Here is a 22,572-nt window from a genome sequence, read left to right on the forward strand (position 1 = left end):
CTTTGAATTTATTTTTTGTATTTTTCCTTTTCTTAAATTTTTTTAATTGGTTTGTATCCTAGAAGATGCCTAATGATCCTGTTTGTGAAAATATGCAAGTCACTCCAGAAATTCTACAACGGCGTCAATTTCCGTCATTGAATTTAGAGGTAAGCAAGATACTCCGACAGCAATTCTTGAATGTTTGCCCTTTTCACCAAAGATCTCAAAAAATAAATCCGATGCAGGATTAATTACTTTTGGTTGTTGAGAAAATTCTGGAACTGAATTCACAAATCCTGAAAGTCTGACTATTTTTGAAACTTTGTTTAAATCTCCTAATTCTCTTTTTATCTGTGTTAAAATATTGATTGCGCACATTCTTGCCGATTTCTGTGCGGTCTCTAAATTCTCATCTGAAACTTTGCCTGTAAATATCACCTTTCCGTCTTCCATGGGAATTTGTCCTGAAATGAATAATAAATTTCCCGTTCTAATTGCAGGCACATATGATCCTGCTGGTATTGGCGGATTTGGAAGTTTTATTCCTAATTCATCTAATTTTTCTTCAATCATAAATTATTACAATAAATTGTTTGAATTTATTTTTACCTAAATTTCAAAATTTTCTTTTTATTTCTATAATTTCGCCAGTTCATTTTTAATCATAAAAGGATCTATTGGCTTTGTGATGTATCCTAGCTGAGGAATTTTTCCACTCTTGATTGCAATCATGTTTGACTTGATAGATGTGACAATTATCATCTTTACATTTTTATCAATTTCTCTAATCTTCATTGCTGTCTCAATTCCATTCATTCCTGGCATCTCATAATCTATGGTGACTAAAGATGGTCTGTATTTTTTAAATGCTCTAATTGCATCCATGCCGTTTTTTGCCTCTATCACAGAATTGATTTTCATGTATCTGAATACATCTTTGATATTTTGTCTCATAAATGGTGAATCATCCACAACCAATACATTTAATCCCATAAAATGGTATGAACATCATAATACATTAAACATTGTTTGTTTGAAAATAACACTTTTTTTGATATTGTTTTATCCTAAATCAAAAAATGTTAAAAATTCTGGTTTTTGTTCCTGATTTGTCATATTTGAAATTTTAACTTTTACTTATTTTGATGTGGACTTTTTCCCCTTTGTTTGCATTGTTTTGATAAATTGTTCTAGTCTTATATCCTTGTTTTTGAAGACATCCGTCTAGAATTGATACCCATGGCAATGAATGACCACTATTTAATTTTGATTCTACTGTGATATTTTTTGTATTTGCCTCAAAATTCACATGTCCTGAACATGTGATTTGCATTATTGCATCCATTATTTCAATCACATCATCCAGTGATTTTGATTTGAATGATATCCCATTGTTTTCTAATAGCTTGAACATGTCTGATTCAGGTTTTTTTGATACCATTGCAGAATTTAAAATGTATGTTAAACCAATTTCATTTACCGTTTTAATTATTTTGTATATTTCCTGGGCTTCAGTTTTAGACATGTCTGCAAGTGCTTTTGTCTTTATTGAATTTTTCCAGAGATTTGAAAATATTTTTTCTTGATTTGAACCAAGAATATCTGTTGATGAAAAAATTGCCCCTTTTCCGTTGTCATTGTTTATCAACAATAATTCTGTTTCATCAAATATGAAACAATTTTGAGTTATCTCTGATGCTCTGATATCTACTCTATCTGGGATTTTTCTATGTGATTCTGAACAGATTTGAGTTGTTGGAACAATGATTTTAATATCCAAATTTCGTCGTACAACTGAACTTAATTGATCTTTACACTCTGCCAACAATCCAAATCCCCACTGATCAGTCATAATTTTGATGGATGATTTTGATCCCTCAATCATTGTTTGAAGTTGTAATAAGACGTTATTTGCACTGATATGGAAATATCTTTTTTCTTCTGATCCTCTGGTTTTTCTACTTTCTTCACTTGCTTTTTTTAAATTAGATACCAATGAATTCATTGCATTTACCTTGTTGATTTGTTCATGAATAATTCCATCAAATGCATCTTCAGGCGCAATTGCTGTACACATAATTGGTTTGCTCTTTGAAATAATTGCTAGTTTCTTATTTTCTAATTTCAACAATGTTGGGTAAATTTTTGTCCGTGGGATCTCTGAATAATATGCTAGTTCACTAGCCGTAATGGTGCCTTTTGAAATGAGTGCAACATATGCTTGTGCTTCATACTTACTTAATCCAAATTCTTCTAAACTTACTGTTAATACATGTTCATCAACCATGATTTTTCTTGATTTGTTATTAGGTAAAATTGAGAGCTAAATTCCTTTACACAAATACTCAAAAAAAATCAAAATTGTATCCACAGGTAGATGTAACTGTGGTTACCAAAATTACTGTGACACCGTCCTCAAATACAAAATCTGGATGAAAATATTGGTATGATGGTAAAGACTAGTATCGAAACAATGGAATGTGAGAATATCTCTCATTCAGTAACATTGGTTCCTAGATTAGGATACTCTGCCCATTTATTGTCTGAGATAATTGATTTTATTACCAAAAAACTTGATGATTTGAAACAGTCAAACTGTGAATTAGTTTTATTTTTTGATGACACTGACAAAAATCATGTCTCTGCAATAGAATTGGAGCGTGTTTTGACTTTTTCATCAGATGTGCTCTTACACATAAAAAAGAGAATTGCCAGTGTTTCTGGTTTGAGTAGTATTCCTGATATACTTCCTTCTTCAATTCCTATGATTAGAACTGTTAGTGCTCAATTGTTTAGTGTTATTCCAAATTGTAGCCAACGATTATCTGAATTGTCTGTCCATTTGGGCAGTATTGTTTTAGATTCAGCCGCTCTTACAAAGGCTAGATTTGATTTCAGTCAATCAAATAATGATGCTTCGATATTTCTTGATGAAGTAAAATTGATGGTGGACTCTAAATTAAATAAGCAGTATCCTAATGTTGATTTTTTCAAATTATGTGATGCTTGATTACTATATCCCCAAAACGTGATTTTTCAAAAGATTTTCAGCGTATTAAAGAAATTTCAGCAAAAATTGATAAAAAACTCTCTGAAGTAAAACCTTCAGATGCTGACAAAATTGATAAATTAACTTTGGATGAATTACAGGATTTGGATAAGATTGTTAAAATTGCTGATTTTATGATGTGCAAATATTCTGATAAAAAAGAGATGAGTTCAATTCTGAGGCATTTTACCTCTGTTATATCTGAAACTGCAGTATCTCTTGAAGATTTGGATGATGAAATATCTGAATTGATTATTTCAGCTGAAGATTCTATCAACAAAGTAAAAGACATTCATGCCCATATTTCTAATAAATCTGATTTTAAAAAGAATTATCATGACGGTCCTGATTTTAACGAGGAAGAAACAAGTGGAATTAATTTAACCAATTTTGTGACAGAGATTAACACCGTAGAATACCAACAAAATTCTCAAAGACATACTGCGTAGGTAAATGAAATGAGTTTAGCCCCACAAGAATTAGAAAATACTGCAAGCAAATATGCTTCAGAAGCTATAAAATTTGATTCTCAAGGGGCCCGAGGGATGGCGATAACTCATTATCAGCATGCCATTGACTCTTTGGTAAAATTATTGCAATTATACCCTTCTAGTAAATTAAACCAAATTTACAAAGATCGATGCAACTCTTACCATAACAGAATTAATGCACTACAACAGGCTCACGGTGTTGAACCTGCAGTAGATCCAAAGGCTTCTGAAGAAGAACAGAAGAAATCTGTTCAAAGGCAAGAAGATGAAAATGATTTTGAAGATCTTTTGATGAAAGAAAAACCCAATGTAACTTGGGACCAAGTGATTGGATTAGATGATGCAAAAAGTGCTTTACGTGAATCTATTGTATATCCCACTAAAAGACCTGATCTGTTTCCATTAGGATGGCCAAAGGGCATGTTGCTTTATGGTCCTCCTGGTACCGGAAAAACCATGCTGGCTGCAGCAACTGCAAATGAGATGGACGGATATTTTATCAACGTTGACGCATCTTCAATGATGAGTAAATGGTTGGGTGAAGCAGAAAAAAATGTTTCAAAATTATTTGCTATGGCAAGACAATATGCTGAAAAAGAAGGGAAACCTGTTATTTTGTTTGTGGATGAGGTGGATTCATTGTTAGGTTCTAGAAACAGCGAAGTTGGTGGCGAAGTGCGAACTAAAAATCAATTTTTAACTGAAATGGACGGTGTAAATGGAAAAGGAAAAGATTTGATGCTTTATGTAATTGGTGCAACAAACAAACCTTGGAGTCTTGATTGGCCTTTCCTTAGAAGATTTCAAAAGAGAATTTATGTATCTTTACCAACTCAAGAAGCAAGAGAAAATCTATTTGCACAATATACTGCACCTCTTAGCAAAAATTATAAGGTAAATAATTCTGAATTGGCAAAACTATTTGATGGCTACAGTGCTAGTGATATCAAAGATGTATGCCAAGCAGCTCAGATTAAAACCGTACATGAAATCTTTAATGCTCCAGATTACCATGAACCCGTTGAAGGCGAAGAACCTGTACAACCAAGAGAATTGACCACCTCTGATTTTAAAGATATAATGGCTAGAAGAAAGCCCAGCGTTTCACTTGAAATGATTCGTGCATATCACAAATGGAGTGAAGAGTTCCAAGCACTTTAGATTGCTGACTAACTAAAGTTTCTAAAATTATTTTGCTCTATAATCTTGGTTTTGCGATCAATTTTTTTATTTTGTTTTTCTCATAAAACTTAAATTCGCTTTATAGCGGACTTATCGAGGGTCACAATTACTATAAAGAAATCAAACCACGCAAAAAAGTTTGGAAAACTGATTTTTGATGATGGCACTGTTCTTGATGGGGAAGGTTTTGGCTACTCTACTACTACTTTTGGTGAAATTGTCTTTAATACGGGCATGGTAGGTTACACTGAAGCACTTACAGATCCATCATATAGTGGTCAAATTCTTACTCTTACATATCCTTTAGTTGGGAATTATGGAGTTCCAGATTACTCGATTAAAGATAATGATGGGATCCCAAAATTCTTTGAATCTGAGAAAATTCAAGTTAGGGGTCTTGTGGTTCATGAATTATCTCTTACTGCAAGCCATTGGAATCTCGCTATGACTCTTGATGAATGGCTTTACAACGAAAAAATTCCTGGAATTTCTGGTATTGATACTCGTGAATTAACAAAAAAGATTAGAACTGGTGGAGTCATGATGGCAGCACTAGTTGTGTCTGATTCAGAAATTAATGCTGAGGATATCAAAAAACAACTTGCATCTGCACCACGTTATGACTCTGAACAATTTATGGATTATGTATCTACAAAACAAGAAAAAACGTATGGGGATGAAAATCGTTCTGTCGTGGTTGTTGATACTGGTGCAAAAAATGCCATTATACGAAATATTCGGGAGATTGGTTACAAAGTGATACGTCTTCCTTGGGACACTTCATATGAAAAGATCATGTCTTATCATCCAAAAGGAGTTGTACTTAGTAGTGGTCCAGGTGATCCACAAAAATGTCCTGACACAATAAACACAGCTAAAAAATTAATTGAACACAATGTTCCAACATTAGGCATTTGTTTAGGTGCGCAAATAATTGGCATTGCCGGAAATACTGAAACATACAAACTCAAGTATGGACACCGTGGTCAAAACAAATCTTGTGTCAATTTAGAAAACAATCAAGTTTATGTCACTAGTCAAAATCATGGATATGGAATCACTCCAGAATCCCTTCAAAAATCTGAATTTAATTTATGGTTTACTAATGCAGACGACAAGACAGTTGAAGGAATAAAACACAAAAAGCAAAAGTGTATTGCAGTACAGTTTCATCCAGAAGCTGCACCAGGTCCTTATGATTGCAAGTTCGTCTTTGAAGAGCTACAACACCTTATGGAGGAAGGAACATCTGCCAAAGAATGAAACGTTAAAGAAAATTCTTGTACTTGGTAGTGGGGCAATTAAAATCGGAGAAGCCGGCGAGAGTCGCTAAAACGACCGTCAATTTGACTACTCCGGAAGCCAATGCCTTAAAGCCATACGGGAAGATGGATTAAGCAGTGTTTTAATCAATCCAAACATTGCAACGATTCAGACTGACACTAGATTTGCAGATCAAGTGTATCTTCTTCCTGTAAACCGAGAGTATGTGGAATCAATTATCGAAAAAGAAAGACCAGATGGAATTATGCTGGCATATGGTGGACAAACTGCTCTAAATTGCGGGGTTGGACTAGAAGAATCTGGGATTCTGCAAAAATATAATGTCCAAGTTCTTGGTACCCAAATAAAAGGAATCCAGAGAACTGAGGATAGACAACTCTTCAAAGATTCTATGAACGAATGTAATGTGCCTGTGCTCAAAAGCAAGACTGTAACCAACTTTGATGATGCTAAAAAAATAGCTGAAGAGCTCGAATACCCTGTAATTGTAAGAGTCGCATATACATTGGGTGGTCGTGGAGGTGGGGTTGCCTATAACGAAATTGAATTACATGAAATTGTTGAACGTGGTTTCAAGGCGAGTCTTGTGGGTCAGGTTCTAATAGAAGAATACATTGGACATTGGAAACAAATTGAATATGAGGTTATGCAAGATTATGGTGGTAATAACGTAATTGTTTGTAATATGGAAAATGTTCTTTCTATGAAAGCTCACACTGGCGATAATATTGTAGTTGCACCATCGCAAACAATTGACAACCATGAATATCACATGTTGCGTTCTGCAGCATTGCGTGCAACAAAACATGTTGGAATTGTAGGTGAATGTAATATCCAATACGCACTGGAACCAAAATCAGACAGATATGTTGCAATTGAAATCAATCCTAGACTTTCTCGATCTTCTGCCCTTGCAAGTAAAGCAACTGGATATCCATTAGCATACATGTCTGCAAAAATTGGATTAGGTTACAATTTATCTGAACTAGTAAATCGAATTACAAAAAATACTACTGCATGTTTTGAACCTTCTCTTGATTATATCGTGTGCAAACATCCTAGATGGGATTTTGAAAAATTTGAACTCGTTAACAGAAGACTTGGACCTACAATGAAATCAGTTGGAGAAGTTATGGCTGTAGGGAGAACATTTGAGGAATCATTTCAAAAAGCAATACGAATGTTAGATATTGGAAATGATGGACTTGTCCTAAACCGTACAAACGGAAAAACATACTCCGAAGAAGAAATTGAAGATAAACTAACTCATCATGATGATCACATTTTGTACAATGTTGCCATTGCACTAAAAATGGGGATCTCCGTTGAGCGCATCTACAAACTTTCTACAATTGATCCTTGGTTTATTGAAAAAATCAAAAATATTGTTGATGTTGAATCAAAACTAAAAACTTCTGAACTTGATACATCTCTTCTTTGGGAAGCCAAAAAAATGGGATTTTCAGACAAGCAAATAGCAAGAGCTAAAGGATTCATTCCTGATGATATACGAAATTTACGTAAGAAATTAGGTGTATTGCCCTCTGTAAAACAAATTGACACACTTGCAGCAGAATGGCCTGCAGTAACCAATTACCTCTATCTTACCTATGGTGGACATGCTCATGATATTCAAATTCCATCTGATGAAAAAGGAATTGTAGTCCTTGGGGCTGGTCCTTACAGAATTGGCAGTAGTGTTGAATTTGATTGGGGTACAGTCAATATGGTTTGGGGATTACAGGAAAATGGTGAGAAAAGTGTTTCAGTTGTTAATTGTAATCCTGAAACAGTATCTACAGATTATGATATCTGCACCCGACTATACTTTGAAGAACTAACCCAAGAAAGGATTTTAGATATTGTAGAATTTGAACATCCAAGAGGTGTTATTACATGTGTAGGGGGGCAAACTGCAAATAATCTAACACCTGGTCTTGCACAACATGGTGTAAATATTTTGGGCACTAGCGCACACGATGTAGATAGAGCAGAAAACCGTTCAAAGTTTAGTGCAGAACTTGACAAACTTCACATTAAACAACCCCGTTGGCAAGCATTCTCAAATCTTACTGAAGCCAAAAACTTTGCACAAGAGGTTGAATTTCCAGTAATTGTAAGACCTTCTTACGTTCTTTCTGGTGCCGCAATGAAAGTTGTTTGGTCTCAAGATGAATTAAAAACATATGTTAAAGAAGCCACTGATGTTTCTCCAGATCATCCCGTTGTAATCTCAAAATTCATGTTAAATTCTCTTGAAGTGGATGTAGATGGTATAAGCAATGGAAAAGAAGTAGTCATCGGTGCAATCGTTGAACATATTGACAGTGCAGGTGTTCATTCTGGAGATGCAATGATGTGTATTCCGCCATGGAGATTAAGCAATAAAATTATTGAAACAATAAGTGAATATACCAAAAAAATAGCATTAACGTTTAATGTTAAAGGACCATTCAATCTACAATTTTTAGTTCATGATGATCGTGTCTATGTAATTGAATTAAACATTAGAGCTTCACGCTCTATGCCGTTTGTATCAAAATTAGTAAAAACAAATCTCATATCACTTGCAGCAAAGGCAATTCTAGACAAACCTCTTCCTAAAATACCTGAAAACAAATGGCAAAAGATTCACAACTATGGAATCAAGGTCCCCCAATTCTCATTTATGCAATTAGAAGGCGCCGATATTGCCTTAGGTGTTGAAATGCAATCCACCGGGGAAGCTGCATGTTTTGGAAACAGCTTCTATGATGCATTATCAAAAGGATTGACTTCTGTTGGGTATAATCTTCCAGATAAAGGAACTGCACTTGTTACAGTGGGTGGTGCTCAAAACAAAGAAAAACTTGTTTCCAGTATTGCAAAACTAAAACAGTTGGGATTTAAAATTTTGGCAACAGAACATACGGCCGAATACTTTGAAGAAAAAGTAGGCCAAGTTGAAATTGTTCACAAAATTTCTGAACCCGAAAGAAAACCAAACATTGCTGATCTTCTTTATGAACGAAAGATTGATTTTATCATAAACATTCCAAGTACGTCTACATTGGAAAAATACGTTGGAATGCTAGATGATGAATATCAAATCAGACGGAAATCTTTGGAACTGGGAATTCCCGTTCTTACTACTATTGAATTGGCAGATTCTTTTGTTAAAACTTTGGAGTGGCTTAAAACAAATCAAACTACCAAAGAACCAATTGAATCCTATGACAAGTATGATTGATGATATTTTAAATCACAAAACTTGTTTAATGATTGTTTCATCTCCTAATATCACTCCGTCTAACGAAACAATTTTTGCTGACAAAATTTCCAATCTTTCTATTATCGGTGAAATGGATTTTTTGTAATATTTTTTGTGTGTGGCATAAAAATACCTGTTAAATGATGGAACAATAATGATTTCCAATTCTCCTGATTTTGATGGGAATATTTTTTGTTTTTCTGTTTTTAGTGAAACCCACACTCTCTGTCCGTTCATTATCGAATCTTCTTGGAAAAATACTGGATGAATGTGTCCCATAATGATTTTATCAATATGAGAAAAGTTCTCTGATGGCATTGTATGCCCATGTGTTAGTAAAACATTCTCTTCAATCATTCCTGTTGAACTAATCATGGAAATCTTGTTTGGGATTAGTTTTTGAATATTTGCATCATGGTTTCCTGGAATCAATACGATGTCACATTTTTTCCCAATCTCTTCAAAAAATAATGGGACTTCCTCCCATTCATTTCTTGATATGTTCTTTATGCTTGATTTTATGTCTCCCAGTAGAATTACTGAATCAGGATTCTCTGAATCAATAATTTCTGATATCTCTTGAATTGTTTCATTAATTGTTGAATGTTTTCCAATGAATATTTCATTTGATTTTAGTGTATTTTCAAATCCCAAATGAATGTCAGTCACAATGAGATTCTTTTTCTCTCCTTCTAAAATCAATGCGGGTTTGGATGGAATAATTCTTGTTTGCAGCATCAAAGTTATACTGTACATATCTGATTAAATCCTTATGAACAAAGACTTTGATAGAGTTGAAGTTCTAGTTTCTGAAAAACGTGTAAAATTACATGTTTTTCAACCTAGTCAAAGAAAAATTTGGACTGTAGTTGGAAAAGGTGAGGAGCACTGGCTTGATCCAAATGGAAGTTATTGTTCTTGTCCTGGATTCTATTTTGGTCAACTAAATGGAAAGAATACTTGTTATCATCTTGACTCTGTAAAATTAGCTCAAAAAGAAAATAAAATTGAAAAAATCATTTTTTCTGATGATGAATTTGATGATTTTCTTTTTGGATTAATTTCCGATTTGTAACTATTTTTTATTCGAATGTATTAATAACTAGAAATTATATCATACACTATGAATGATGAACAACAGAATTCTGAAATTGAGAAAATTGCAAATTTAATGGTTCATGATGGGATTTCCCCTGATGAACAAGATGAAGCAAAATTAGAAAAATACAAAAATATGATTAAAGAAGATTGCACTCTTGATGATGAATCATCTATGAAATTAGTTTATGAAACATTACTTTACCGAAAATTAAAAAATTCTGATTCTGGTGATATTTTAGAAAAAGGCAATGATTTTGGTGCGGGATTCAGTTAGTTATTCTAACTGAATAGTGTCTATGTCTTCTTTCGAAACACCTTTCCAGAGTCCAATCATTCCTTCTGGTTTCACTTCCTCGATTTTGGTAATTTCTTGAATTTTTATATGATCTGGGTTTGGTGGCATCCATAGCATTGCCATATAATCTCCAACATTTCCAACTTTATTTGGTAATGCCATCACAACTTTATCACTAGAAAACCCTTTTGTAGTGAGTGCATTCATTGCTTTTTCTTTAAGATCCATTCTTCCGTGTAAGAATAGGTACACGTCCTTCTGAGTATCAATTTCTGTCATAAATTAACTGGTTTTCTAAACTAAATCAATCTTTCTTGATCTAATCACTGCCATAAAGGGTTAAATTAGAATGGGCAAAAATTTTAACTGTGAAAATCTTTACTGTTGGTAGCAAATCTTTTGTTACTAGTTTCCAATTAGCTGGAGTTCCAGGTATTATTTCTGAAACTCCTCAAAAGGCTTTGGATGAAATTAAGAGATTAACAGATGATTCTGATGTTGGACTAGTTTTGGTTAGTGATGATATAACTGAACCAATTAATGATGAATTAACAGCATTGAGGGCAGAGAAATCCACTTTAGTTTTTGCATTACCTGCAACTGGAAGTGAAAAAACTGAAGTCGATTACAGAGTAATGTTGAAAAAGATTCTAGGTGTATGATTGTTTAATCTACTTATATTCAATTTTTCAATGATTTATCATGAAAACTGCATCAGTTAAAGAACCATCTGTTATTACTGTCGATGAAACTGAAAGGCCATCATTAGGCAATGGTGATGTTTTGGTACAAATGAACGCGTGTGGGATATGTGGTTCTGATTTGGAAAAAGTCTTTGGCCAATATGGCCAACCTTCCATGCGATTAGGTCATGAGCCATCTGGTATTATTTTAGATGTGGGTTCTGATGTTGTTGAATTTAAAAAAGGCGATCGTGTTTTTACACATCATCATGTTCCTTGTTACGATTGTCATTTGTGTAATCATGGAAATGAAACGATGTGTCCAAAATACTATGAAACAAATCTCTTTCCGTGTGGTTTGTCTGAAGAATATGTTGTTCCTGAATGGAATGTTTCTCATGGCGGTATTTTGAAAATCTCTGATTCTATAAGTTTTGAAGAAGCAGCCATGATAGAACCTCTCGCTTGTTGTGTGCGAGCATGGAGTAAATTTCATTATCATGAACACGATTCGACTGCAATTTTTGGTGTAGGTCCTACTGGTATGATGCACGTAATGCTTGCACACGTAAAAAAATTCTCAAAAATTTTCTGCTTTGATGTAAATGGTTTTAGGTTAGATTTTGCAAAAAAATTTAACATTACCGATTCCATTAACTCTATGGATGAAAATAGAAAACAAAAAATTTTGGATGGTACTGGAGGAAGAGGAGTCGATGTGGCAATTGTTGCTACAAGTAGTCTCAAAGCACTTGAAGATGCTATAGATATGGTTCGAAAAGGGGGAACTGTCATGATGTTTGGTGTTCCTTCAAAGGATTCACAACTAAATTTGGACATGAGCAAAATTTATTCCAAAGAAATCACACTAGTGACTAGCTATGCCGCTTCAGACAAAGACACAAAAGAAGCCCTTGAGTTAATCGAATCTTCAAAAATTGATGTTAAACAATTAATCACTCATACTTATTCTATTGTTGATTCACAAAAGGCATTTGACCATGCGCATACTGGTGAAAACGCAATGAAGATAATCATCACCAAATAAGAAAGGCTTAAGAAAGGTATTTCGATTATTTCAAATTCGATGATATATGGATTGGGGATTAAAAAATAGAATTTCTGGTATTATTAAACCACAAAATAATCGTGCTTTGATGTTAGCTGTAGATCATGGCTATTTTCTTGGTCCAACTGAAAAATTAGAGGATCCAAAAAAGGTAATCGCGCCTCTCTTGAAGCACTGTGATTCATTGATGCTTACAAGGGGTGTTCAAAGAGCATGTGTTCCGGCAACAACTAACACGCCAATGGTGTTGAGAGTTTCTGGCGGATCTAGCATTATTGGTGAGGATTTATCTCAAGAAGATATCACAGTATCCATTGAGGATGCAATTAGACTAAATGCTAGTGCACTTGCAATGTCTATCTTTGTTGGCTCAAAATATGAATATCAAACTATTGCAAATCTTGGAAAATTAGTTAATGAAGCTGCAAAATATGGACTTCCAGTTTTAGCTGTAACTGCAGTAGGCAAAGAACTCGGAAAAGATGCTAGATATCTGTCACTTGCTTGTCGAGTTGCAGCTGAACAAGGTGCACATATTGTCAAAACTTACTATTGTGATAATTTCGAAAAAGTTGTTCAATCATGCCCTGTGCCAATAATTGTTGCAGGGGGCAAAAAAATCCCGGAACGTGATGCATTGCAATTAACATACAATGCAATCAAAGGTGGTGCAGTTGGTGTTGATATGGGGAGGAACATCTGGCAATCTGAACATCCAGTTTCAATGATTAAAGCAGTTAGAGCAATTGTACATGGAAATCAAAATGTGGATCAGGCATTCAAACTTTATAAAAAACTAGTAAGCGAAGAACCAAAACAAAAATCAAACACACAAAAGAAACCATTCAATCCTAATCAAAAGAAATCAAACACACAAAAGAAACCATTCAATCCTAATCAAAAGAAATCAAACACACAAAAGAAACCATTCAATCCTAATCAAAAGAAATCAAACACACAAAAGAAACCATTCAATCCTAATCAAAAGAAATCAAATCCTCCTAATCAAACTAAAAAATAATATCTCATCCAATTTTTGATAAATGAATGTGTACAATTTTCCACGTTGGTTGTTTTACTAATACAAATGTCGCACGTCCAGTAATTATCATATGTTCTCCTGTGTATGCCTTAGTATCAACTAGCATTCCTTTCTGAATCAATCCCATTGCTACAATTGCTGTGTCTCCAAAGATGCTGATTTTTGGACTCTTAATTTCATAACTGTAATCAGATATGCTTACAAATTTTAGTTCTTCAAGCTCAATTGTGTTTTGATAATCTTTTAGATCATAGGGTGGCAAATCACTGAAACTAGAAAATTTTGAATCATTCAGATGAATTTCTTTTAATATTGACAAATCTTTTGTAATTCCAGCTTGAAATAATGTTTCAATGACATTGATGATTTCTTCATTATCAGACAAAACAATCAATATCAGATATGAAAATTCTCAGTTTAAGTCTTCTGTGTAATTGAGCACAAAAAAACAATCATTTTCAGAGAATCTTTATTAATTATCAAATGGGTGATTTTATGATTTCAATGTGTGTGCAATTAACAGGAACCTTTGACAAAAAATTATCTGTTGTTTTTCTACTGTAAAACACACTCAAAATTTACTAGGTTAAAATTATGGCGAATGATTTAATGAATAAAATGGAAACTATGATGGGTGCAAAAGCCTTGATGATGGCTATGGAAAAAGAAGGCGTTAAACAAGTATTTGGTTTGCCTGGAGGGGCTAATCTTCCAATGTATGATGAATTTGCTAGATGTAATATTAGACATATTTTGGTTAGACATGAGCAATCAGCAGCTCATATGGCTGATGGCTTTGGTAGAGTTAGTAGAAAGGCCGGTGTTTGTTTTGCAACATCTGGACCTGGTGCTACCAATATCTTGACGGGAATTGCAACAGCTCAAGCTGATTCTGCACCGATGATTGCAGTAACTGGTCAAGTACCTGTTGCCATGATTGGAAGAGATGCATTTCAAGAAAGTGATATTATTGGCATGGCAAATCCTGTTGTAAAATATGCATTCCAACCTAGAACCGCTGCCGAAATTCCAGAAGTTGTGAAAAAAGGATTTTTCATTGCAGAAACTGGAAGACCTGGACCTGTATTAATTGACATCCCAAAAGATGTTCAAACAAATGAAGCAGAAATGGTATTTCCAGAAGAATTTAAAATTCAAGGATATCATCCATGGGCTGATCCTGATATTGTTAATGTTGAAAAAGCAATTGATATGTTACTTCATTCTGAAAAACCAATTATCTTAGCTGGTGGTGGAACAATCATCTCATCAGCTTTTGCTGAATTACAAGCTATTGCAGAAGCCTTGATGCTTCCTGTAGTAACCACGTTCAAAGGCAAGGGGGCATTTCCTGAAAATCATCCTTTATCATTAGGTCCAATTGGAATGCATGGTCATGCTGAGGCGAATAAAATGATGGCAGAAGCTGATTGTGTGTTGGCAATTGGAACAAGATTTTCTGATAGATCTGTCGGGACATTTGAAGCCTTTGAAAAGAGATTAAAAATTATTCATATGGACGTAGATCCAGCAGAAATTGGAAAGAATCAAACTGCACAAATAGCTGTAGTTGGAGATGTTAGAGCATCACTTAGAATAATGGTCAAGTTGCTTTTACAACGAGCAATTAAAAAAACAGAAGAAACTCCTTGGATTAAACATGTTAAAGAAACCAAAGCATACTGGAAGGAAAACTTGAAGCTTCATCCAGGTGAATTAGGTGCAGCAAAAATATTGCGTAAACTTCGTGAATTATTACCAAAAGAATCTATTGTAACTACGGAAGTTGGGCAACACCAAATGTGGGCATCTCTATTCTATGATGTAATTCAACCTGGAACTTTCTTTAGTTCTACTGGTCTTGGTACTATGGGCTGGGGATTTCCTGCAGCAATTGGTGCTAAAGTTGCAAAACCTGATGTTCCTGTAGTTGACATTGCAGGAGATGGAAGTTTTAGTATGACTGAAAATTCTCTTGCAACTGCTGTGTTGGAAGATATTCCTGTAATTGTATTTATTTTAAACAATTCCTCATTGGGAATGGTTGCGCAATGGCAGAGAACTTTCTATGATAGAAGAATGAATGGTGTTGACCAAGGTCATTGTCCTGATTATGTTAAATTAGCAGAATCTTATGGCGCACAAGGGATACGCGCACAATCAATGGATGAGCTTGACAAAGCAATCAAAACTGCATTGAGCAGTGATATTGCAACTGTAATTGATATTCCAATTGATCCTGAAGAGGACGTGTTGCCATTTGTAGCTCCAGGAACCTCGCTTTCGGATATGATTTTACCTTCATAGTGATTTACCATGTGGGCAATTCTTTCTATTTTAGTTGAAAACAAACCTGGGATCTTGTTTAAAGTCACACATCTTTTCAGATCCAGAAACTTCAATATTGATAGCATTTCCGTAGGCGTTACTGAAAATCCTGAATTCTCAAAAATGACTATTACCACATACGGTGATGAAAAACAAGTAGAACAAATTGTAAAACAACTTGATAAAATGATCGATACTGTAAAAGTTGAACATTTGGATGAGCATAAAACAGTATATCGCGAACTGAGTATTTTTAAGATAAAACTCAGTAATGCTAATGATAGTATGGAAATTAACAAATTGGCAAATGCATATGGAGGCAAAGTACACGATGTAAAAAGAGATTCAATCATGGTTGAATTAACTGCAACTCCTGATCAAATTCAAGCATTTGAAGAATTAGCAAAACCATTTGGAATTATAGATGTAGCCAGAACTGGTGTTGCTGCTTTGCAAAGGAGTGGAGCATGAAAGTTAGAATATTTGATACTACATTAAGAGATGGTGAACAAACTATTGGCGTCTCGTTATCTCCTGATCAAAAATTATCCATTGCAAAAAAACTTGATGAACTCGGTGTTGACGCAATCGAAGCTGGTTTTCCAGTAATTTCTGATGGTGAATTAAAAGCAGTCAAAATGATCACATCCGAAGGATTGTCATGTGAAATCGCAGGTTTGACAAGAACCATCAAGAACGATATTGATGCTGCAGTTGATGCGGGTCTAAATTATATTCACACATTCATTGCAACATCTGATATTCACTTAGAATACAAACTAAAAATGACTCGTGATCAAGCACTTGAAAAAGCCATTGAAGCAGTTGAATATGGAAAGTCACTTGGACTTCAAGTTGAGTTTTCAGCTGAAGATGCAACAAGAACTGATAGAGAGTTCTTGAAAAAAGTATTTGGTGAAGTAGCAAAAGCAGGAGCCGACCGTGTTAATATTCCTGACACTGTAGGATATTCAACTCCTGAATATATTGCAGAGATAACTCGAGATACAGTTGAAGCCACACATCTTCCAGTAAGTGTTCACTGTCACAATGACTTTGGACTTGCAGTAGCAAATTCTTTATCGGGCATTCATGCGGGAGCATCTTGTGCACATGTGACAATTAACGGAATTGGGGAACGTGCTGGAAATGCATCTTTGGAAGAATTTTCCATGGCGCTCAAATGTTTGCCCTATGAACAAAAATATGAAACCAATATCAAATCTGAATTAATTTATGATACATCACGATTTATTTCAAAAACTGTGGGTATTATGGTTCAGCCAAACAAGGCAATTGTTGGAGCAAATGCATTCGGTCATGAATCTGGCATTCATACACATGGTGTATTAAGTAATCCGCTTACATATGAGCCAATTAGTCCTGAATTAGTTGGAAGAAAAAGATGGCTTCAAGTTGGAAAACATGCAGGAGTCCATGGAATGAATGCAATGCTTGCAGAATATGGAGTAAAACCTACCGAGGAACAATCGAAACAAATCTTAGATAAAGTAAAAATATTAGGTGATGCTGGAAAGCAGATCACTGATGTTGAATTATTGTCAATTGCAAGTGATGTCTTGGGAGAAAAAGAACTCAAAAGAATCGTTCAATTAACTGGGTTTTCCGTTTCAACAGGAATTGGAACAATGCCTTACGCATTTGTAAAATTAAACATTGATGGTCAAGATCATATAGGTACTGATTATGGAGTTGGACCTGTAGATGCAGCATTGAATGCAATCCAAAAAATTACTGGAAAAATTTCTGAAATTAGAATTAAAGACTATGGATTAGCATCTATTTCTGGTGGCTCTAGTGCATTATGTGAAGTTACTGTAAAAGTAGAGGATGCATTAGGAAACAAGGTTTCAGCAAAATCCGTAGGTGAGGACATTGTAACTACATCTGTTAAAGCAGTGATTGATGCGATTAATAGAATAATGCTCAAAAAGATGCTACAAGAAAAGCAGGTTAACTAAATCCTAAAATTCTCTTTCTGTGATGTGTTATTATGTATAAAATCTCATTAATTACTGGCGACGGAATTGGTCCTGAATTATCTGACTCTGCAATTTCTGTATTTGACACCATAAACGACAAACTTGGATTAAAATTTGATGTTACAGAATTATCCGCTGGTGATAAAGCACTACAAGAAACTGGTAAAGCGCTACCTGATGATACAGTTAAGACAATAAAACAATCTGATGCTTGCATGAAGGCACCAGTTGGAGAATCAGCCGCTGATGTCATTGTAGTTTTAAGACGAATACTTGATCTTTATGCAAACATTAGGCCTGCAAAATCATATCCTCACATGCCTGCATTACGTGATGACATTGATATGGTAATTGTTAGAGAAAACACTGAGGATCTTTACACTGGAAAAGAGTTTAGTTTGGGAAATGCAGCAGTTGCTCTTAGAATAATTTCTGAGGATGCATCAAAACGAATTGCAAAATATGCATTTGAAACAGCTGTGCAGAGAAATTCTCTGAAAAAAGTAACATGCGTTCATAAATCAAACGTTATGAGGATCACTGATGGATTATTTGCAAAGGCTTGTACTGAAATTTCAAAAAATTATCCTGATGTCGCATTTGAGGAAATGTATGTTGATGCATGTGCAATGAATTTGATCCGTCAACCGGAAAAATTCGATGTAATAGTAACTACGAATTTGTTTGGTGATATTCTCTCTGATGAGTCATCTCAAGTTGTTGGTGGATTGGGAATGGCACCAGCTGCAAACATTGGGGATAATTTTGCATTGTTTGAACCTGTTCATGGGGCCGCATTTGATATTGCGGGAAAAAACATTGCAAATCCCTCATCGTTTCTGTTATCTATAAAGATGATGTTGGATTGGTTGGGTAACAAACACAAAGATTCAAAATGCATCGAAATCGGAACAAAGTTAGAATCTACAATTTTTGATTTGGTTAAATCTGGCGTTAAAACTAAAGATATTGGAGGAGATATGTCCACTATAGATTTTACTAGACACATCACAGATAACATGCAAAAATAGTTTCTTTAACGATGAATACTAAGTTTTTTATTTTAATAATTTTCATTGCAATAGTCGCCTCTTTTGTGGGGTTTCAATTTTTTCTAGATGAAAATTATATGTCTATTCAAACTCAAGATGAAATCCAGAAAACAAAACTGGATATTAAATCACTTTTCAACATTTATGGATATGAAGATAATTTTAGAATCAAAGATGGAAAGAAAATTTGGAATGATCCAAAATTTGAACTAAATCCTGAAAATAATGATCTTTATTTGGAACTCAACCATTCTTCTATAGAAAACGCTGTGGTGATTTATCCTATTTTTACTGCATCTGCATACAGCGAGCCTGGGTTTTACACCTTTTTTAGAGGCGAATGTGGACAAGAATGCCTTACCGATGAAATTGACTCTGAATATTCTTTAGATTTTGTTGCAAGTGGTAATGGATATCAGGTATTGAATCTGTTAGGTTACCCAATAATTACTGATATTGATGTAGATCAAAATCCTGCAATTCTTGAAAAATATGACAAAGTAATATTACTTCATAATGAATATGTGACAAAAAAAGAATTTGATGCTATTACTAATCATCCCAAAGTTCTTTATCTTTATCCCAATGCTCTTTATGCTGAAGTAGAGGCAGATTATGAGAAAAATACTATTTCTCTAATAAGAGGTCACAATTTTCCTGAACCCGAAATTGTTAATGGGTTTGATTGGGAATTTGATAATAGTAATTTAGAATATGATATGGATTGTAAGGATATGGGATTTGATAGAATTGCAAATGGGTGGATGTTGAATTGTTATCCTGAAAACCCAATTCATCAAAGTAAAGTTTTACTTCAAATGATCAAAGATTTTTAGAATGTCTCTACCTAAATCCAATTTTCTGAAGATGATGTTAATGGAGGAAATACAGTTCAAGGAAAGAAAATGGAAACTCATTCAACATTTTTCTTCAATTGGTGAACTTGACGGTAAATCTGTTGGGAATACACTGTTTTTTTGAACTTTCTGTAGGATGGTACATCTTATTCATCTATCAGGAGGATTTAGTGGTTGTGATATTCTTTACTGTTTGGAAGTTTTAGTTTCATTTAATCACTGTTCAGTCCTTTCTTTTCTTTACATCTGATTTTGGTGGATTCAATGACCAAAAGAATAATGCCAATCCAATAGGAATCATGATTAGTAAAGCAGCTACCAATGAAATTGTATAAAATGTTTGATCTAATCCCGGTATGAATGGACCTGGAAATACTGCATATAGCCACAAAATTGCAACAAATATTAGCACAACCTTGTTTTTCCTGATTAGTTTTTTCCATCCTAGATGGCGTTTTTTAATGTAACACTCCTTGCAACGGGTTCTGTCATCTACCATGCATGATGTACAACAGGTCTTTTCACAAAAATAACATATTCTGTCCCCAAATATGGATCCGCAGCAATCACACTTGTGCACTAATTAAGATTCATTTCTTTGAATTTATCTCTTTTTCAAAAATTACCAATTTTTATTAATCACATTTTTCTCAAAATGATATGGTTAAATGCTGTATTTGTAAAATAGTTGAAGGTACACTTAAAATTTCTGACGGTAATCCAAAATACAAAGGTAAACCAATCTGCAAAGAATGCCAAGGTTACAGAAAACTTCTAAAAGAAACCAAATAGATTATTCTGTTTTAGTTTTATTTTTCTCAGCCCATTTTTCATACATGGAAATCAATTCATCTACATCTTTTCCATCTTCTGAATATGTCACGATCACCCCAAACGTTCCTTTTTTGTCATGGCCTCTTGCAAAATATCCCCAAAAAGAATCAGGCAGTTTTGCAAAACTGTTTGAATCATGAGATACTCCTATCAAATTATTTCCTATTACTTCTACTACTTTTTTAGCATCTTGAGTTTCAATCATGAATTCTAATTATTACAATACAATAAAAATCTGAATCATGGGTTTAACCTATCTGGATCCCTGGGATACAAAACAACCTCTCGAACATTATCGATTCCGATTAGAGTCGTCATCAGCCTGTCTAATCCCATTCCCCAACCAGAATGCGGAGGCATTCCCCAATCAAATGTTTTCAAATGGTCTTGGAACTGTGCGGGATCCAAACCTTGTTCTTTCAATCGTGCCTTTAGCATGTCTGGATTGTGCAATCTAGTTCCACCCGAAGACAATTCTAGATAACCAAACTGTAAATCAAATGAGCGTGATAAAGTGGGATCTTCGTCTTTTTCTCTAATGTAAAATGGTTTTAACTTCATTGGCCAATCAGTTAGGAAGAAAAATCCTGGATGATTGTTCCCAATTATTCTAAGATGTGAATCAAGCAAATCATCCCCGAACTCTATTTTTTCTCCATCTTTTTGTAATTCTTCAACACATTGTGAATATGTAATTCTCTCAAATGGTGATTTTGGAACTTCAATTGTGTGACCAATAATCTCTTGTTCTTTTTTACAATTTTCTGAAGTGAATTTGTAAACTTCCAATACAAGTGATTCTAGTACATCCATAACGTCATTGTAATCCATAAATGCTGCTTCAATGTCGATACTTGTAAATTCTGTAAGGTGTCTTCCTGTATGGGAGTTTTCTGCACGATAAAAATTGGAAATTTCAAACACTCGCTCTAATCCAATAGTCATCTGTTCTTTGTATAATTGTGGACTCTGAGCCAAATATGCGGTCTTTCCAAAATAATCTAGAGAAAATAAATTTGCACCTCCTTCACTTGCACTACCAATTATTTTAGGAGTCGTAATTTCAATGAATTTTTTTCCAGACAATGTTTTTCGTAATGATTGCAAAACATGATGTCGAAGCTTGAAAATCGAAGCTGTTTTTTGATTTCTCATGTCTAGTGCTCGATGATTTAATCTTGTATCGATATTGCTCTCTACTCTGCCAATAGGATCAACTGGTAATGGATGAACTGCTTTGCCTAGCACTTCGATCTCTTCAGCTTTAATTTCAAATGCAAAATCTCGAGCTTTAGTCTCTTGTACAATTCCTTTTACAGAAATCACACTTTGACGATTAATCTCTCCTAAATTGTCATTTAATTCTCCTTTAACAATTATCTGGGATATTCCTGTAACATCACGTAATGTAATAAATGACATTTTGCCTAATTTTCTAAAATCTTCTACCCATCCACCGAGGATTACTTGATTTCCAATTAATTCAGAAGTTAATTCGTCAATATCGTGTGTTTTTACAAAACCCATGCCTATCTTTTATCCTCAAATTCTATCTCAATGTCAAGGTTTCGGGCATTTCTTACAATTTGTATTACTTTTTCGGTGTCTATGGGAAACTTTGGTGTCCATTTGCCTGACACTATTGCTTTAGTTTTTTGTACTCCTCCAGGTGCCCACACTGCATTGATTGATAATATTTTAGTAGGAAAGAATAGGTCTTCGATGAATCTTTTATCGTTTTCGTCTGCCTCAACCAACCAAATTTTTCCCTTAAATTGGTCTTGAAGAAGTCTGTACAATGTACGGCTTTGTCTGATGATCATGATGTCATTTTTAGCTAACGATAAAACAAAATTTCCGTCAAACTCCTTACATGAGTATAATGTGAAATTTTCAATTGCTTTATTCAATTTTGCAGTTTTTGCAAGAATGATTGATGCATCTATATCTGCTTGTGTAAGTTCTCCTGCCTCCACTTTGCCTTCACACTTTGGACAAAGAACTGAATTTTTTGCATCAAAACCACAAATTGGAAGAATCATTTCGATCGACTTTTTTTCATTTCAATAA

The 22,572-nt window shown here is 34.3% G+C and carries 25 protein-coding genes; 15 read left to right on the forward strand and 10 right to left on the reverse strand.

The genetic code is table 11. The features are described from left to right. Positions 1 to 99: 99 nt before the first annotated feature. From OO712_RS03970 to OO712_RS03980, 3 genes are all read right to left on the reverse strand, one after another. Complete coding sequence (locus OO712_RS03970; protein WP_109877291.1) at positions 100 to 555, reverse strand: RidA family protein; 456 nt, start codon at positions 553 to 555, stop codon at positions 100 to 102. Positions 556 to 618: 63 nt separating this feature from the next. Continuing rightward, positions 619 to 975 (reverse strand): response regulator transcription factor, encoded by a 357-nt coding sequence (locus OO712_RS03975; RefSeq protein WP_109877290.1) that lies wholly within the window; start codon positions 973 to 975, stop codon positions 619 to 621. 133 nt (positions 976 to 1,108) lie between these two features. After that, positions 1,109 to 2,269: a TrmB family transcriptional regulator gene (locus OO712_RS03980; RefSeq protein WP_109877289.1), complete on the reverse strand. Its 1,161-nt coding sequence runs from the start codon at positions 2,267 to 2,269 to the stop codon at positions 1,109 to 1,111. 159 nt (positions 2,270 to 2,428) lie between these two features. Between OO712_RS03980 and OO712_RS03985 the strand changes: the two genes are divergently transcribed. The 5 genes from OO712_RS03985 to carB all read left to right on the forward strand — a co-directional run bounded on the left by OO712_RS03985 (position 2,429) and on the right by carB (position 9,217). Next, complete coding sequence (locus OO712_RS03985) at positions 2,429 to 2,992, forward strand: hypothetical protein (protein WP_225866903.1); 564 nt, start codon at positions 2,429 to 2,431, stop codon at positions 2,990 to 2,992. Further along, positions 2,989 to 3,480 carry a hypothetical protein gene (locus OO712_RS03990; protein WP_109877288.1) on the forward strand — a complete coding sequence of 164 codons (492 nt, stop codon included), beginning with the start codon at positions 2,989 to 2,991 and terminating at the stop codon, positions 3,478 to 3,480. The genes OO712_RS03985 and OO712_RS03990 overlap by 4 nt, the downstream gene beginning before the upstream one ends. A gap of 9 nt (positions 3,481 to 3,489) precedes the next feature. Beyond that, the gene (locus OO712_RS03995; RefSeq protein WP_109877287.1) at positions 3,490 to 4,683 is read left to right on the forward strand and encodes an AAA family ATPase; all 1,194 of its coding nucleotides are present in this window, start codon (positions 3,490 to 3,492) and stop codon (positions 4,681 to 4,683) included. A gap of 168 nt (positions 4,684 to 4,851) precedes the next feature. Beyond that, positions 4,852 to 5,967: a glutamine-hydrolyzing carbamoyl-phosphate synthase small subunit gene (carA, locus tag OO712_RS04000; protein ID WP_225866914.1), complete on the forward strand. Its 1,116-nt coding sequence runs from the start codon at positions 4,852 to 4,854 to the stop codon at positions 5,965 to 5,967. 115 nt (positions 5,968 to 6,082) lie between these two features. Next, positions 6,083 to 9,217: a carbamoyl-phosphate synthase (glutamine-hydrolyzing) large subunit gene (carB, locus tag OO712_RS04005; protein WP_225866913.1), complete on the forward strand. Its 3,135-nt coding sequence runs from the start codon at positions 6,083 to 6,085 to the stop codon at positions 9,215 to 9,217. 12 nt (positions 9,218 to 9,229) lie between these two features. On the opposite strand, the gene OO712_RS04010 is transcribed toward carB, so the two are convergent. Next, complete coding sequence (locus OO712_RS04010) at positions 9,230 to 9,976, reverse strand: metallophosphoesterase (protein WP_109877285.1); 747 nt, start codon at positions 9,974 to 9,976, stop codon at positions 9,230 to 9,232. A gap of 34 nt (positions 9,977 to 10,010) precedes the next feature. Here OO712_RS04010 and OO712_RS04015 point away from each other — a divergent pair, with 34 nt between their 5' ends. Further along, the gene (locus OO712_RS04015) at positions 10,011 to 10,313 is read left to right on the forward strand and encodes a hypothetical protein (RefSeq protein ID WP_109877284.1); all 303 of its coding nucleotides are present in this window, start codon (positions 10,011 to 10,013) and stop codon (positions 10,311 to 10,313) included. 48 nt (positions 10,314 to 10,361) lie between these two features. Then, positions 10,362 to 10,613 (forward strand): hypothetical protein, encoded by a 252-nt coding sequence (locus tag OO712_RS04020; protein ID WP_109877283.1) that lies wholly within the window; start codon positions 10,362 to 10,364, stop codon positions 10,611 to 10,613. On the opposite strand, the gene OO712_RS04025 is transcribed toward OO712_RS04020, so the two are convergent. Then, positions 10,614 to 10,913: a hypothetical protein gene (locus OO712_RS04025; RefSeq protein ID WP_109877282.1), complete on the reverse strand. Its 300-nt coding sequence runs from the start codon at positions 10,911 to 10,913 to the stop codon at positions 10,614 to 10,616. A gap of 89 nt (positions 10,914 to 11,002) precedes the next feature. On the opposite strand from OO712_RS04025, the gene OO712_RS04030 reads away from it, so the two are divergent. From OO712_RS04030 to lsrF, 3 genes are read left to right on the forward strand one after another with little or no spacing between them, the layout of a single operon-like run. Next, a complete protein-coding gene (locus OO712_RS04030; RefSeq protein WP_109877281.1) occupies positions 11,003 to 11,296 on the forward strand; it encodes a V-type ATP synthase subunit F in 294 nt (97 codons plus the stop codon). Between the two features lie 40 nt (positions 11,297 to 11,336). Continuing rightward, positions 11,337 to 12,365: a zinc-dependent dehydrogenase gene (locus OO712_RS04035; protein ID WP_109877280.1), complete on the forward strand. Its 1,029-nt coding sequence runs from the start codon at positions 11,337 to 11,339 to the stop codon at positions 12,363 to 12,365. Between the two features lie 46 nt (positions 12,366 to 12,411). Continuing rightward, entirely contained in the window at positions 12,412 to 13,407 is a 996-nt protein-coding gene (gene lsrF, locus OO712_RS04040) for a 3-hydroxy-5-phosphonooxypentane-2,4-dione thiolase (RefSeq protein WP_264953912.1), read from the forward strand. A gap of 4 nt (positions 13,408 to 13,411) precedes the next feature. Here the strand turns inward: lsrF and OO712_RS04045 are convergent, their stop codons facing one another. After that, a complete protein-coding gene (locus OO712_RS04045) occupies positions 13,412 to 13,813 on the reverse strand; it encodes a YybH family protein (RefSeq protein WP_109877354.1) in 402 nt (133 codons plus the stop codon). A gap of 224 nt (positions 13,814 to 14,037) precedes the next feature. Between OO712_RS04045 and ilvB the strand changes: the two genes are divergently transcribed. The 5 genes from ilvB to OO712_RS04070 all read left to right on the forward strand — a co-directional run bounded on the left by ilvB (position 14,038) and on the right by OO712_RS04070 (position 19,647). Next, positions 14,038 to 15,735 (forward strand): biosynthetic-type acetolactate synthase large subunit, encoded by a 1,698-nt coding sequence (ilvB, locus tag OO712_RS04050; protein WP_225866902.1) that lies wholly within the window; start codon positions 14,038 to 14,040, stop codon positions 15,733 to 15,735. A gap of 9 nt (positions 15,736 to 15,744) precedes the next feature. Next, positions 15,745 to 16,227 carry an acetolactate synthase small subunit gene (ilvN, locus tag OO712_RS04055; protein WP_109877277.1) on the forward strand — a complete coding sequence of 161 codons (483 nt, stop codon included), beginning with the start codon at positions 15,745 to 15,747 and terminating at the stop codon, positions 16,225 to 16,227. Next, positions 16,224 to 17,738: a 2-isopropylmalate synthase gene (locus tag OO712_RS04060; RefSeq protein WP_109877276.1), complete on the forward strand. Its 1,515-nt coding sequence runs from the start codon at positions 16,224 to 16,226 to the stop codon at positions 17,736 to 17,738. Before ilvN ends, OO712_RS04060 begins: the two co-directional genes overlap by 4 nt. Positions 17,739 to 17,770: 32 nt before the next feature. Next, complete coding sequence (locus OO712_RS04065; RefSeq protein ID WP_109877275.1) at positions 17,771 to 18,790, forward strand: isocitrate/isopropylmalate dehydrogenase family protein; 1,020 nt, start codon at positions 17,771 to 17,773, stop codon at positions 18,788 to 18,790. Positions 18,791 to 18,888: 98 nt separating this feature from the next. Next, positions 18,889 to 19,647 (forward strand): hypothetical protein, encoded by a 759-nt coding sequence (locus OO712_RS04070; protein WP_146196004.1) that lies wholly within the window; start codon positions 18,889 to 18,891, stop codon positions 19,645 to 19,647. Between the two features lie 244 nt (positions 19,648 to 19,891). Here the strand turns inward: OO712_RS04070 and OO712_RS04075 are convergent, their stop codons facing one another. The 4 genes from OO712_RS04075 to OO712_RS04090 form a co-directional block, all read right to left on the reverse strand. After that, positions 19,892 to 20,167: a hypothetical protein gene (locus OO712_RS04075; RefSeq protein WP_109877273.1), complete on the reverse strand. Its 276-nt coding sequence runs from the start codon at positions 20,165 to 20,167 to the stop codon at positions 19,892 to 19,894. Positions 20,168 to 20,461: 294 nt separating this feature from the next. Further along, positions 20,462 to 20,707: a hypothetical protein gene (locus OO712_RS04080; protein ID WP_109877272.1), complete on the reverse strand. Its 246-nt coding sequence runs from the start codon at positions 20,705 to 20,707 to the stop codon at positions 20,462 to 20,464. A gap of 35 nt (positions 20,708 to 20,742) precedes the next feature. Continuing rightward, entirely contained in the window at positions 20,743 to 22,029 is a 1,287-nt protein-coding gene (gene aspS, locus OO712_RS04085; protein WP_109877271.1) for an aspartate--tRNA(Asn) ligase, read from the reverse strand. Positions 22,030 to 22,031: 2 nt separating this feature from the next. Beyond that, positions 22,032 to 22,544 carry a transcription elongation factor NusA gene (locus OO712_RS04090; protein ID WP_109877270.1) on the reverse strand — a complete coding sequence of 171 codons (513 nt, stop codon included), beginning with the start codon at positions 22,542 to 22,544 and terminating at the stop codon, positions 22,032 to 22,034. Between the last annotated feature and the right edge of the window lie 28 nt (positions 22,545 to 22,572).

This window comes from Nitrosopumilus zosterae (assembly GCF_025998175.1).
Taxonomy (GTDB): Archaea; Thermoproteota; Nitrososphaeria; order Nitrososphaerales; family Nitrosopumilaceae; genus Nitrosopumilus; species Nitrosopumilus zosterae.